Raw genomic sequence first — 13,049 nt, 5'->3', positions numbered from 1 at the left:
CTATCGACTTGAAGAATTGCAACTAATTTATAACTACTTGTTTAGATTTCGAAGGGATTTTAGAACCTCTAATGCTCCCAATCGCTCTGTATAATTTGCTTCTACATGAGCAACTTCTATTATACCTTGAGAATTAATAATAAAGGTGGCAGGAACAGGAAGTGTTTTTGAACCATTCCCATTTAACAATGTTAAATCACGACGACCGTGGTAATCTTCGCCTGGATCAAACTGTAAGTTAAAAGCCTTTATAACCTCTTGATTAGTGTCGCTTAAAACTTCAAATTCGAGTTCATTTTTTTCTTTAGCAGTTAGGGCATTATCAGGATTTTGTGGACTAATTGCTATAACGGTAGCTCCGTAAGACTTTATTTCTGATAAGTTCTTTTGAATATCGCGTAAATCCAAATTACAAATAGGACACCATTCCCCACGGTAAAATTTAATAATTATAAATCCCTTTTTTAATTCTTCAGAAAGCGACACGTCTTTTCCGAGTGCATTAGGCAAAGTAAAGTCTGGTGCTTTCTCTCCCACTTCCATACCTTTTACTTCTATTGCATTTGCAATTACTAATTTTTGAAAATCCTTTAACTCACTCATTATTTTATACGGCTATTTATTATATTTTAAACTGATACAACTTTGCTATTTCCAAAACATCACTCACTAAGAAAGAAGAAGAAATAACATTGGTTATTTAACTACTTAGTCGTTTCTTACTATTTAGAAATCAAATTTACCAAATCTGTATTAGCAACTATTATAATAATATCATATAATTAAATGATTGTTTATCTAAACAACATCTTTTTTCACCCCTAGCTTTACCAGAATCGTCTCTAACAAACACCATTTAGTAAATGCTGATTGTATTAAATTAATACCTATAAAAACGGTAAACCATAACCAGTTTATATTTACATATACCGCCATTACCACACTAAACAAAACGAATGTGCCGACTAAAACTCTAAAATATTTATTTAACATTTTTATTCTTTTTAAGATTAAATCGATTTTTCAATGGGAACAACAACTGCCTTTATAGGGTTATTAGTTTCAATATTTTGATTGAATGTTTTGATAAGCTCGAAAAGTGTACTAATATTTTCTTCTTCAGTAAAAGAGAAAAACATACTGGATTCCACACCGCTTTTTTTAGCTGGAAACCAGCTAGCTGTCCGTACTAACGCGGTTGAATTTCTATATCCGTCAATATCAGACCCACTATAGCTCTCAATCTTTGCCTCTTTAAAGAGTTGAAGAATTTCTTTTTCATACTCTTCTACGACCGTTACAATTAGTAGTTTCATATTTTTTATTTTAGTCCTGAATATTTTCTTCTATTTTTTCAACTCCTCCATCTGGATAATTCTTGCGCTCTATCATATAATACACCAATGGCACTACTAATAGCGTCAATACAGTTGACACGATAGTACCACCCATTAATGAAATTGCTAATCCTTGAAAAATTGGGTCAAAAAGAATAACGAATGCTCCAATAACAACAGTTCCGGCCGTCAATAAAATAGGCGTCGTTCGCACTGCACCAGCCTCAATGGCTGCTTGTTTTAGCGGCACACCTTCCTCTAAACGTAGATTGATAAAATCAATGAGGAGTACGGAATTTCGAACCATGATACCTGCTAAAGCAATCATTCCTATAAAAGAAGTTGCTGTGAAAAAGGCACCCATAATCCAATGTCCTAGAATAATTCCTATTAATGACAAGGGTATAGCAACCATCATTACAATTGGTGCTTTGAAGTTCTGAAACCATCCTACAATCAAGATGTAGATTAAGATAATCGCTCCTAAAAATGCAATTCCTAAATCTCTAAAAACCTCTAAAGTAATTTGCCATTCGCCATCCCACTTCACCGTATAATCATCTTCAAATTCTGGTTGACCCAAATACATTTCATTAATATCATAACCCAGAGGCAATGGAATCTCTTTTAGCTTTTCTTCCATACCCAAAATCGCGTATGCAGGACTCTCTAATTCACCTGCCATATCAGCCATTACATACACCACACGTTTTTGATTTTTATGGTAGATACTTTTCGCGCTTATAGTTTCTTTAATGTTTACCAAATCAGCAATAGGTACCATGTTACCTAGCTTAGATTTCACTTTCAATTGTGCAATATCAGTAATTGTCGATTTTTCTTTTTCATCCAAAGCCAATACTAAACCAACTTGGTTGCTGGCATCTTCATCATATAAATTGGTAATAGCTCTATTTGATAAAGCCATATTCATGGTATAAGCAATTTGCTGTGGCGCAACGCCGTATAACATCGCTTTTTCTTTATCAATTTCGAATTGGTACTCAGTTTGATCAGCTTCTACCAACCAATCGATATCAACCACATCATCTGTATTTTTCAAGATATCTTGAACACTATTGGCAACTTTTATCTGCTCATCATAATCAGGACCATAAATCTCTGCTACGATAGTAGATAAAACTGGAGGTCCTGGTGGAACTTCTACCAATTTTACATTCGCATTATACTTAGCCCCAATTTTCTGAATGTCGGGCCGAAGTAATCGTGCAATATCATGACTCTGAGCAGAACGCTCGCCTTTATCAACAAGATTGACTTGAATATCTGCCATGTTGCTACCACCACGTAAATCATAATGACGCACCAAACCGTTAAAAGTTATAGGTGCCGAAGTACCCACATAATTCTGATAATTTACCACCTCAGGACGTGTAGATAGGTATTGAGAAATTTCTTGAGCAACAACGCCTGTACGTTCAAGTGTTGTGCCTTCGGGCATATCAATCACCACTTGAAATTCATTTTTATTATCAAAAGGCAACATTTTTACGGCTACCGATTTGGTAAAAAATAGCACCATTGACCCCATCAACATTAAAAAAGTAAACCCTAAAAACAACCAACGTTTTTTACTGTTTTCAATTAAAGGGCGTTCAAATTTGTCATAAATTTTATAAATATATGTATCCTCTAAAGGCTTCTCTTTCTTCTCAACTTTTCCTTTTTTATCTTTTTCTCTCAAGAAAATATAACCCAAATATGGCGTAATTGTCAAAGCAACAAATAAGGATAAAATCATCGCAATAGATGCGCCAATAGGCATCGGTGCCATATAAGGCCCCATTAACCCAGATACGAACGCCATTGGTAACACGGATGCAATTACTGTAAAAGTTGCCAAGATAGTTGGGTTACCAACCTCGTTTATGGCATACAATGCAGCTTGTTTAAAAGGCAGCCGTTTCATCTTAAAATGCCTATGCATATTCTCCGCGATAATTATGGAGTCATCAACCACAATACCAGTAACAAATACTAAAGCGAAAAGGGTAATTCTATTCAAGGTATAATCGAGCATATAGTAGCTCAATAGCGTCAACGCAAATGTTATGGGAACAGACAAGAAGACCACCAAACCACCACGCCAACCCATAGCCAACATCACCACAAGTGTCACAGCAATTATAGACCCTATAAGGTGTAATAATAATTCTGATACTTTATGTGAAGCAGTTTCTCCATAGTTTCTAGTTATTTCTACATTAACATCATCAGGAATTAAACTTGTTCGTAAATGGTCTACTTTATCAATAACAATATCAGCTATTTTCATAGCATCGGCACCCTTTCTTTTAGCAACTGATATGGTAACTGCTGGATATTCAGATTTATAATCTGTACTTTTTTCACTGGCTTGTCCAAATCCCAAAGACACATAACTTTGTGGTATCTCTGGTCCATCAATAATACTTGCTATTTGTTTTAGGTAAATTGGCTTATTCTGCTGCACACCAACAACTAAATTTTCAACATCGGTTACCGAGGCTAAAAAGTTACCTGTATTTACTAAAAATTCAATATCATTTTTGTCGAAACTACCGGAACTTAACTGTGCATTATTTGCCTTTATCATTTCAGAGACAGTCAAAAAATCCAGTCCGCTTGCAGCTAACTTGTCCTTATCTAAAACTACGCGTAATTGACGATTTTGATTTCCAATTTTATGTGTTATCGCAACATCATTAACCTTTTTAATCTCGCTCTCCAATTCTTGTGCCATTTGGCTTAATTGGTACCCATCATAGTTTTCGTTCCATAATGTTAGTCCCAACATCGGCACATCATCAATAGCTCGCGTTTTCACCAACGGAAATGTTACGCCTTGCGGCATTATATCCATATGCTTATTAATTTCATTATATAACTTCACAAAAGAACGTTCGATATCTTCACCTACATAAAACTGTACGATTACCATACCTTGTTCCTTCATCGCAGTTGAATACACGTATTCTACGCCTTTAATGTTTGAGATTAATTTCTCTAATGGTTTTATTACACGTGATTCTACTTCAGTAGGACTCGCACCAGGATATCCTACAAAAATATCTGCCATTGGCACGTCAATTTGAGGTTCTTCTTCCCTCGGAATCAAAAATGAGCTCCATACCCCAATGACCATAAAAACAATCATTAGAAGCACCGTTAACTTACTGCCTATAAACATCTTGGCAATCTTGCCTGCTAAACCTTCCTTCATTCTTTCTTGTTATTTAATTTGGGCGTATCGCCGGGCTTTTTACTTTTACTCCTCGTTGCCCATTGGCAGATGCGGAGTAACCGTTTAATCCCTAACGCAGACTTTTTATTGATTAGCTATTTTAGCACCATTGAATAATTTTCCTTCTGACGAAACTATATATTGCTCATCGGCAGAAAGACCAGACAGCACTTCTACTTTATCACCATAAGTTCTCCCCAAGCGCAACCAACGTAACAAAGCTGTATTGCTTTGACTGACAGTATATATCCCTGTTAACTGTCCATTATTCACAACCGCTTCAATCGGTATCATAACCGCTGAACTTTTAGTTTTGCTTGTAATCGGAAATTGTACCGTAGCATACATACCCGATAATATTTGAGCATCTGTCTTTTCTAAAACTACTTTTACCAAATATTGTCCACCAGTATTTTTAGATGAAGTACTCACTTCGGTTACCTTTCCTTTGACATCCTGCTTTAAAGCCTTTAATTGTACTGTAACTTCTGTGTTGTTTTTTATGTCAAGTATTTCTGATTCCGGAACAAGTGCCAAAACCTGATATTGTCCAGGAGATTCAACTTCCAATAATGGCATACCAGGGTTGGCCATATCACCAGCATTAATAAATTTATTAGTTACAACTCCTGTAAAAGGCGCGCGTATGTTAGCATAACCCATTTGTGCATTAGCTCCATTTTTCATCTGTTTCGCTGACTCTAAACGAGCTTTTGCCATATTATAATTAGCTGTAATGTCATCCAACTCTTTTTGAGAAGCACTATTTTCTTGAAATAATATCGTAAATCGATTGAAGTCTTTTTCAGCATTTGTGAAAGCTGCCTCTGCCTCTACTATACCAGCATTTACTTGGGCTAATTTGGCAGAAACATCTGCATTATTAACACTCATTAATAACTGTCCGTTTTGCACTTTATCACCTACCCTAACATAAATCTTATCTACATAACCCATCATCCGCGTACTAATATTGGCGCTTTTTGTTGCCTCTATTTTACCACTAACTGATAAATTAAAACCGCCATTATCCTGAGTAACAGTTTTAACAACAACGGTAACTGCGGGGGAATTATCAGTTACCGTTTTCTTTTCTTTACTTCCACAACTAGTTATAATTAACGTGGCACCTAGTATTGCTGTTATTATGTATTTTCTATTTTTCATTGTTACCTACTTTTTATTCCTAATTCGGTGAATATGGAAATCTTATCTTTTATTTTTTTTATCTTTTGGCGCTAAATAATTACCGTCATTCTATTTTATTCCTTAGTTAAAAATTGCACATAAGCCAAGGCATAATTGTATTGAAAAACAGTGGCAAAATACTCTAATTGCTTTTCAGAAAATTGTGTTTCAGACATTAATAAATCCGTAGTTTTTTCTAATCCTTGTTCAAATCTGTTAGTGCGAATTCGCAACGCCTCTTTAGATTGTTCTAGTGCTAATCTTGTGAGTTTTAGTTTATTTTCAGCATCTTGAAAACCTCTATTTGCTTTACTAAGCTCTAACTGACTTTCAGATTTATATTGTTCTAATTGTAATTTAGATTTGTTGTATTCTGCTTTACTTTTTTGCGATTTTCCAAAACGTTTACTGCCTTCGAAAAGATTCCATTTCAATTCTGCTCCAAATAGATAACCATTCGCATTGCCCTGAAAAATTTCATCATCATGCATTTCATAAGTCCCAAAAGCATTTAGGCGCGGTAAAAAAGACATTTGGTCTGCTTTGTGCATATGACGATATGCTTCGGTAGCAGAATTCATAGCCAAGATATCTTTACGATTTTCGGATAACTTTACTTCTGTAACCGATTTGTTATTGACAATTAATGAATCTGTAGGTTTTAATATGTAGTTTCTATCATCATTCATTAAAACCGATAAATAGTTACTAGCATTTAAAATATTACTTTTAGCGTATTGTAATTTATTGTCGATTTCGGTTACACGTACCGCTATAGCTAAAATATCTGACTTTTGTAAATATCCTTGTTTGAAACTATTTTCCGCTATACGCTTATTTTCTTGAGCCGTTACCATTGCTTTTTCTAAAACCTCAACCGTCTTATATGCCAGTTGCAATTGCATATAGGACTTATCAACTTCAAGGGACAAGTAATCTTGTGTACGTTCAGACTGCAATTCGGTGGCATTCCACTTTGCTTTTGCTGCTTTACGCTGAAAAATACCATCGAAATTTACTAGTGGTTGTTGTACCTCAACGCGAGTGGCGTAGTCTTCAATTTGTCGTGGATCGTTTAATAAATCTGGATTAAAATCTGCAGCAGTTAAAATCTCTTGGTTAAGCTTAGAACCAAAAGCCATTAACGGATTCGTTGTAGCCATACCCGTATGAGAAACGCTAATATTAGGCAACAACACAGCATTCGTTTGATTATAATCTCCTTTAGCTGCTAACACATCTTCATGTGCCATCTTCAGCGTATTATTGCCCTCTTTTGCTTTGATTAGAACTTCTTCTTTTGTTATTGATTTAACTTCTTGAGCTAATCCTAAAAAACATACAAAAGATGCTAACCACATTAATATGTACTTCATCGCATTAATTTATTTACGACAAAATTAAAGTGGTAAAACATCCTACACAGTAACCAATGTTACCGAAGGAAGAAATAAGAGTTAATTGTATTTTTGAAGAAAAGAAAAAGGCACCCCCCATCACAAAGGTGCCTTATCAAACAACCAAATAAAGCTGAAGTCAGCTTATTCTTATATATTTTCGCTATAGTTAAAATAGATGAAAAAGAACTATTTCTAATTATGGTTAGTTTCTTGCATCACGCGTACCACCATGTCCGCCAGCTACAATGATTAATATTTTTATGCTTAACCAAATAAATTTAAAAAACTGTATGATGGGGTTCATCATATAAAAACGTTTCGATTTTGATATTCTCTGTGTCATCATGTGGTATTTTTATGATTCTATTTTTTATTTAAATTTTATTTCAATCTTTACCTATTCAGGAATGAGCCACCAAAAAGGCTTCATCTTTGCTTTATAAATAAAAGCATAGTGCAGTGCCAATTTTAACCAATGGCCTGCCAAACCTATTTCTCCGAATGTCTTCCCTAATTTTCGACCTTGAGTATCTGGGTATTTATTGTAATCTGGTACGATAGGAAAAGTAGTAATACTTACACCGCTACCCTTTGTCATACCATAGCCAGCTGAAGCAATACATGCAGCTCCCATATTACCCATAGAGCCCTTGTGATGTAAATCTTTTTTACCGTTGATAATATCGATTATATTATCCGCGACTAATTTTGCAGTAATACCCGATGGCATTCCTGTACGCGGTGGAGCTGGTGATATTGAAGTGCCATTTTTGCTAACTCTAGGTTTTGATATTGCATGCGGTGGGGCAAATGCTATACCTGGTGCAAATATGTTTTTATAAGAAGGGTTTTGATACGTTTCTGGCCAATCTTGCACACTCCATTCTTCATAAGGTTTAGGCGTATAGTCTGCATCGACCAACATAAAACCTTTGAACAACTTTTCGGTAATGTCACCATTATTTTTATCATACGCTTTAAAACCATGACCTGAGAAAGCTGGAATCAACATCGCAAAATCATAGGTTTCCGATTTATACTCACCATCCAATGTTTCATAATGCGCGACACCATCTTCAATTTTATTTACTCCCGCACCTATAATCCATTTTATTCCACGGTCTTCAAAAACCATTTCAACCATTTCGCTAGATTTCATAATGTTGTTACCATAACTTAACAACATACCATCCATTCCGAAATCGCCTAATTGATGCTCGTTAGCAATCCAAACAACTTCTGCTTTATCACGTACATTATGTCGTCGCAATTCTTGCTCTACATTTAAAATATATTCAAAAGCTGCACCCTGACAAGTAGATTTTGCATGACCAGTACCAATCAAAATTTTTGCTTTATTACCTTGCTTCATTTGCTGAATCAACTCATCCAAAGCATGCCATGCATGTTCGGCATGAGAATAGGTACAAACAGAATAGGCTTTATTAGTTCCCGGATTTAAACCCTCGGTCATATCAAATGCCAATTTCGGACCAGTTGCATTTATAAGATAGTCGTAGGTCACCTTTTCACTAACACCCTTTTTCTCACCAACTACGTATTCAACATTAACAAAAGGCTCCGTAGTTTCTATATCTCCTTCAGGATAAAATGAAGTCACTTTTGCTTGCTTGTAACTAATGCCTTTTTTCTTGTACAGTGGTGGTAATGGAAATAAAATCTCTTTAGACTTCATTCTCCCGATTCCAACCCAAATATTAGATGGAATCCATTGGTAATTACTGTTAGGAGAAACAACTAAAACCTCATGTTGCTTTGATAACTTTCGACGCAAATGTGCAGCAGCTACATGACCTGAAACTCCTGCTCCGAGTATGACTATTTTTGACATTTTTTGGTTTTTATGTGAACCTAGTACATTTTAAAGATGTGCAAAATGATATTCGTTAAATGAATTTTCGCATCTTCTATTGGATTATGATAAAGTTCATACATTTCAATGCATCTTACTGCAACTTTTGTTACACAAGAAATTTCAATTCAAGAATTTTAAAACCGTAACAGTTCAGTCATTATTCCAAAGCGAACGACGTCTAAGCGATGTTCAAAATAGATATTATAGTAATCTACCCCGTGATATAGTTGCACGAAAAAGCCAATTTCTTCTAAAAATTTTGGATGGTAATAAAACGTAAGCTTTGCATTGAACCTTTTAAAATTAAAATTATCCCAATCATTAACGTTGTCGATTAACCAAGTGGTTTCAAGTTTAACCGATAAATCGGCTCTTAATGAACCACCATGCCCCATTCTTGTAGGAAGTTTATAGGCTAAAAAATCATTGTGCCAACGGAATCCACTATAGCGCCCATGCATCTTATCCAACATCCACCTTCGGGGATGCACTTCTAAAGAACTTTTGAAAAATTTTGAAGCATTCAACGATTTACTGAACGATGTTTTTAACACGCCAAGTTCAAAAAAATTTGTAGCAAAATTGCCATCCTGTAAATTGATATTACCATTATCGTCATAAAAATCACCATCCTGCCCATTGGAATGGTGTGCTAATTTTCCAAAGAGCGTGTAGCCGTTCGCGGGGTTTTTATCCCCGGTTAAATAGTAAAAAGTGATCTGGGGTATGTAACTGGGCGTTTTGACGGGGTAGGAATCCTCATTGTACATTCGGATTCTAATCTGTGCGGTAAGTACCGCCATCAAGTTGGATTCTTTTCGCTCGCGGATGATAAAGCTGGGATTCACATTGGCCTCGAACATCAATGGCTCCAGATTGCCAATATCTGTGGGAAATGTAATATAACTGTCACTCTGGTTGACCTAAGCTATTTTAGCCAAATCAATACTTGGGGTTATAATGCTATCTTGCGCGTATATCGTTCTAAAAAATAGAAATAAAACAATTAATAAGTATGTCGTTTGTTTCATCTATCTTTCTCCCATCCACCATTTAGGCTTTTGTGCTTTTTTAACTAAGTTGAACTTTTTAATAGCATGTGTCTTTATATGTTCAGCCATTTCTTCAACGGAATCGGTGACGAAAAGTAGTTCCATATCATTAGCACTTATACTTTCGTTTTCGGCCATTATTTTTATATGTTGACATAGTTCTTTATGGTATTCCGAACCAAAAATAACAACGGGAAAATTTTCAATCATTTTGGTTTGTATCAGCGTAATGGATTCGAAAAGCTCATCTAAAGTACCCATACCACCAGGCATAACTACAAAGGCGTAAGAGTATTTTATTAAAAGAAACTTCCGTACAAAAAAATAGCGGATATCAATCCATTTATGCAGAAATGGATTAGGTTTTTGTTCAAAAGGAAGTATTATATTACAGCCTACGGAATAGCCTCCAGCTTCAAAAGCACCTTTATTGGCCGCCTCCATAATACCTGGCCCACCACCTGTCATAACCGCAAATCCTAATTTCGCAATGGCTGCCCCAACTTTTTCTGCTTGTTGATAATATGGATTGTCTGACCCAAACCGTGCGGATCCGAATACTGTTACACAAGGTCCTATAAAGTGCATTTTCCGAAAAGCTTTGATAAAGCTGAACTGTACTTTAAATGAAAAGAATAACTCCTTGAACCTCGACAAAGGCCCTTCTAAAAATCTGGATTCCTCGGTCTGCAAACGATTTTTTTTGTTGTTTTCCATTAGGTAACCTTTTTATAACTCCAAACTGCTAGGGCATTCATTATTATGGCGTAAGCAAATGTTTTTAAAAATTGTGGATATATATCTGTAAAACTCGAACCCTTTAACATTACCATTCGCATAACCTGGACAAAATATTTGATAGGATTAAATTCAGTCAGAATTTGTGCCCATTGCGGCATACTCTCAATCGGGGTAAAAAGTCCACTCATTAAAATAAAAATGACTATAAAAAACCATGCAATGAACATGGCTTGTTGTTGTGTATCGGTAAAATTAGAGATGAATAAGCCCATACCTAAAATTACCAATATATAAATAACCGTATAGCCATACATGAGCGGAATACTTCCCACGACTGGAATATGAAAAAGCAATTTTGCAATTATTAATCCAACTGTAAATAGTACTAAACCTAAAATCAAAAATGGAAATAACTTACCGATGATAAATTGATGCTTTTTAATTGGGGTTACATTGATTTGCTCTAACGTACCTATTTCTTTTTCCCGGACAATATTCATTCCTGATAGAAAAAGCGTAATCATCGTGACCAATAATACTAAAATACCCGGCACCATAAAGGTCTTGTAATTCAAGCTTTCATTATACCAAAAAGAGGGGATTGTGGCGATATTTTCAAGTTTGTCAGTATTGCCGCTAACCAGCATCAATTTGACTCGAGCGTTCTTATTAAACTGTTGAACAATCTGATTTACATACACATTTTCTACTCCTGCTGCTGCACCATCAATCGCATTAATACGAATAGATAGATTGGTGCTCTTTTCTTTCACTAGTTCTTTTTCAAAATTGGAAGGTATTTCCATTATAACATCAACTTTACCTTCTAACATATCTGCATTGGCCAATTTTGTTGATGGAAAGTTTGAAATGACATTAAAATACATGGATGCATTAAATCTTTCAATCAGTTCTCTTGAAAAGGAAGTTTTATCATTATCGATATAACCAAACTTGATATTCTTGACCTCAAAAGTAGCCGCGTTTGATAATATAATCAGCTGAATTAGGGGCAGAATAAAAATAATAGGGAGCATTGCCTTATTTCTAAAAATCTGCTTGAATTCTTTTTGTATTATGTAGAGAATCGTGTTCATTATTCGAGTCTGATTTTATACTTCTTCACGCTCAATACAATAAAGAACAAGGTCATTCCTACTAGAATTAAAGTTTCTTTCCAGAGATAGGCCAAGCCCACACCTTTCAACATAATCCCTTTTAAAATAATGATGAACCATTTTGCAGGAATGATGTTACTAATCACCTGCAGCGGAATTGGCATGCTATTGATAGGAAATATAAAGCCCGATAATAAAATTACGGGTAACATCAGCCCCATAAGGGAAATCATCATTGCGGTTTGTTGTGATGCTGAAACTGTAGATATCAAAATACCCAATGATAAGGCATTGATAATAAATAGAATACTTTCAACTCCCAATAAAAAAAGGCTTCCTTCAACCGGCATATTAAAAACAAAAATGCTGAGTAATATAATAATGATGGCGTTAATAACCGATAGAAGAATATACGGTACCACCTTGCCTACAATCACTTGAAAAGGTTTTAGTGGTGAAACCAAGAGAATCTCCATAGTACCCAATTCTTTTTCCTTTGTTATAGAAATTGAGGTCATCATTGCAGATACCAACATTAAGATTATTGTCATAACACCTGGCACAAACATAAAAACACTTTTCAGTTCGGGGTTATAAAACATTCTTGTTTGAATTCCAATTTGATATGGTGTTACTACATCTTTATTCAGAATAGCTTGATAATCACGTAAAATAGAACTGGTGAAATTACTGATAGTATTAGCGGTATTTGGATCAGTAGCGTCAGTTACTATTTGAATGGTCGCCTTTTGTTCAGTTTTTAATTTTTTGCCGAAATCTTTTTCAAAATTCAATACGGCTTTAATTTTACCTTTTTTGAATGCAGTTTCAATTGCCTTTTCATTTGTTAAAACATCTTTGACACTAAAATATTTAGATGCCGATATTTTATTTATAATTTCTTCAGTATTTGCATCTTTTGAATGATCCAGAATGGCAATATCTACATTATTGATTTCATTGGTGATAGCAAAACCAAACAGCATAACTTGAACAATCGGCATGCCGAAAAGGATAAACAAGGAGCGCTTGTCACGAAAAATGTGATAAAACTCTTTTTTTATAAATCCTATAAATCTTTTCATTTCAATTG

General features: G+C 35.1%; 12 protein-coding genes. All 12 read right to left on the bottom strand.

Features of this window, described 5'->3' with window-relative positions:
• Nucleotides 1-33 precede the first annotated feature (33 nt).
• Nucleotides 34-603: a peroxiredoxin-like family protein gene (locus tag UH7x_RS11640; protein WP_482360108.1), complete on the bottom strand. Its 570-nt coding sequence runs from the start codon at nt 601-603 to the stop codon at nt 34-36.
• A gap of 195 nt (nt 604-798) precedes the next feature.
• Nucleotides 799-993, bottom strand: coding sequence for a YgaP family membrane protein (locus UH7x_RS11635; RefSeq protein ID WP_482360107.1), 195 nt, complete (start codon nt 991-993; stop codon nt 799-801).
• A 17-nt stretch (nt 994-1,010) separates the two neighbouring features.
• A complete protein-coding gene (locus UH7x_RS11630; RefSeq protein WP_482360106.1) occupies nt 1,011-1,316 on the bottom strand; it encodes a hypothetical protein in 306 nt (101 codons plus the stop codon).
• Between the two features lie 10 nt (nt 1,317-1,326).
• A complete protein-coding gene (locus UH7x_RS11625; protein WP_482360105.1) occupies nt 1,327-4,560 on the bottom strand; it encodes an efflux RND transporter permease subunit in 3,234 nt (1,077 codons plus the stop codon).
• 105 nt (nt 4,561-4,665) lie between these two features.
• Nucleotides 4,666-5,748 (bottom strand): efflux RND transporter periplasmic adaptor subunit, encoded by a 1,083-nt coding sequence (locus tag UH7x_RS11620; protein WP_482360104.1) that lies wholly within the window; start codon nt 5,746-5,748, stop codon nt 4,666-4,668.
• Between the two features lie 95 nt (nt 5,749-5,843).
• Complete coding sequence (locus tag UH7x_RS11615; RefSeq protein WP_482360103.1) at nt 5,844-7,145, bottom strand: TolC family protein; 1,302 nt, start codon at nt 7,143-7,145, stop codon at nt 5,844-5,846.
• Nucleotides 7,146-7,371: 226 nt separating this feature from the next.
• The gene (locus tag UH7x_RS11610; RefSeq protein ID WP_482360102.1) at nt 7,372-7,512 is read right to left on the bottom strand and encodes a hypothetical protein; all 141 of its coding nucleotides are present in this window, start codon (nt 7,510-7,512) and stop codon (nt 7,372-7,374) included.
• 54 nt (nt 7,513-7,566) lie between these two features.
• Nucleotides 7,567-9,021, bottom strand: a complete 1,455-nt coding sequence (locus UH7x_RS11605) for an NAD(P)/FAD-dependent oxidoreductase (RefSeq protein ID WP_482360101.1) — start codon at nt 9,019-9,021, stop codon at nt 7,567-7,569.
• Nucleotides 9,022-9,179: 158 nt separating this feature from the next.
• Nucleotides 9,180-9,848, bottom strand: coding sequence for a hypothetical protein (locus UH7x_RS11600; protein ID WP_482360100.1), 669 nt, complete (start codon nt 9,846-9,848; stop codon nt 9,180-9,182).
• Nucleotides 9,849-10,076: 228 nt separating this feature from the next.
• Nucleotides 10,077-10,814 (bottom strand): LOG family protein, encoded by a 738-nt coding sequence (locus UH7x_RS11595; RefSeq protein ID WP_482360099.1) that lies wholly within the window; start codon nt 10,812-10,814, stop codon nt 10,077-10,079.
• Nucleotides 10,814-11,935 carry an ABC transporter permease gene (locus tag UH7x_RS11590; RefSeq protein WP_482360098.1) on the bottom strand — a complete coding sequence of 374 codons (1,122 nt, stop codon included), beginning with the start codon at nt 11,933-11,935 and terminating at the stop codon, nt 10,814-10,816. The genes UH7x_RS11595 and UH7x_RS11590 overlap by 1 nt, the downstream gene beginning before the upstream one ends.
• Complete coding sequence (locus UH7x_RS11585; RefSeq protein ID WP_482360097.1) at nt 11,935-13,041, bottom strand: ABC transporter permease; 1,107 nt, start codon at nt 13,039-13,041, stop codon at nt 11,935-11,937. Before UH7x_RS11585 ends, UH7x_RS11590 begins: the two co-directional genes overlap by 1 nt.
• Nucleotides 13,042-13,049: the final 8 nt, after the last annotated feature.

The sequence above is a fragment of the Aurantibacter sp. UH7 genome (genome assembly GCF_056839165.1).
The sequence above is the reverse complement of the archived record's forward strand: the minus strand, read 5'-3'. Positions and strand labels throughout refer to the sequence as shown.

Coding starts and splice junctions, on each gene's coding strand:
- UH7x_RS11640 (WP_482360108.1), bottom strand. CDS start 603: ATGAGTGAGTTAAAGGATTTTCAAAAATTAGTAATTGCAAATGCAATA.
- UH7x_RS11635 (WP_482360107.1), bottom strand. CDS start 993: ATGTTAAATAAATATTTTAGAGTTTTAGTCGGCACATTCGTTTTGTTT.
- UH7x_RS11630 (WP_482360106.1), bottom strand. CDS start 1,316: ATGAAACTACTAATTGTAACGGTCGTAGAAGAGTATGAAAAAGAAATT.
- UH7x_RS11625 (WP_482360105.1), bottom strand. CDS start 4,560: ATGAAGGAAGGTTTAGCAGGCAAGATTGCCAAGATGTTTATAGGCAGT.
- UH7x_RS11620 (WP_482360104.1), bottom strand. CDS start 5,748: ATGAAAAATAGAAAATACATAATAACAGCAATACTAGGTGCCACGTTA.
- UH7x_RS11615 (WP_482360103.1), bottom strand. CDS start 7,145: ATGAAGTACATATTAATGTGGTTAGCATCTTTTGTATGTTTTTTAGGA.
- UH7x_RS11610 (WP_482360102.1), bottom strand. CDS start 7,512: ATGACACAGAGAATATCAAAATCGAAACGTTTTTATATGATGAACCCC.
- UH7x_RS11605 (WP_482360101.1), bottom strand. CDS start 9,021: ATGTCAAAAATAGTCATACTCGGAGCAGGAGTTTCAGGTCATGTAGCT.
- UH7x_RS11600 (WP_482360100.1), bottom strand. CDS start 9,848: ATGGCGGTACTTACCGCACAGATTAGAATCCGAATGTACAATGAGGAT.
- UH7x_RS11595 (WP_482360099.1), bottom strand. CDS start 10,814: ATGGAAAACAACAAAAAAAATCGTTTGCAGACCGAGGAATCCAGATTT.
- UH7x_RS11590 (WP_482360098.1), bottom strand. CDS start 11,935: ATGAACACGATTCTCTACATAATACAAAAAGAATTCAAGCAGATTTTT.
- UH7x_RS11585 (WP_482360097.1), bottom strand. CDS start 13,041: ATGAAAAGATTTATAGGATTTATAAAAAAAGAGTTTTATCACATTTTT.